Below are 647 nucleotides of genomic sequence, written 5' to 3'. Positions count from 1 at the left end.
CGACGCGCACCCGCCGCGCCCCGACGACGCCTGGCCCACGGCCGCCGCCCTCGCCCTGCGCGCCCTGCACGCCCTCATCCGCGGCGACCTGGCCGGCCTGGAGCGCGACGGACTGCGCTCGGCGGAGCTCTTCCGGCAACTGGGCGACCGGTGGGGCGAGTTGCAGACGGTCCAGCCGCTGGCCGCGCTCGCCGAGATCCGCGGCGCGTACGAGGAGGCGGAGCGGCTCGGCAAGGAAGGGCTGCGCATCGCCGAGGAGCTGGGGCTGGCCGCCGAGGTGTCCGCGCGGCTGTCCGGCCTGGGGCGCCTCGCCCTCCTGGACCACGACTGGGAACGCGCCCGTGACCTGCACACCCGGGCCCTGCACCGGGCCGTCGCACAGGGCTACAAGTACGGGGAGATCCACGCCGAGATGGGCCTCGCGCTCGGCGCCCGGCGCTCCGGCGACCTCGACGCCGCCGAGCGCCATCTGGTCCGGCTGCGCGACGGCCACGGGGAGCTGTCGTCGCCGGCCGGTGACCATCTCCTGGCCGCCGAGTTCGGGTTCCTCGCGGAGCTGCGGGGCGACGCCGCCGGGGCCCGCGCCCATCACCTGCGGGGGCTCGACGCCGCCCGCGTCCTGGCCGAGCCGCGCGCCTTCGCCCTGA

General features: G+C 77.9%; 1 pseudogene. It reads left to right on the top strand.

Annotated elements, in window-relative coordinates:
- Nucleotides 1-647: pseudogene (locus G3I40_RS42160) on the top strand (AfsR/SARP family transcriptional regulator); the annotation flags it as partial.

It is taken from the genome of Streptomyces sp. SID14478 (genome assembly GCF_010548525.1).
Classification (GTDB): Bacteria; Actinomycetota; Actinomycetes; order Streptomycetales; family Streptomycetaceae; genus Streptomyces.
The sequence above is the reverse complement of the archived record's forward strand: the minus strand, read 5'-3'. Positions and strand labels throughout refer to the sequence as shown.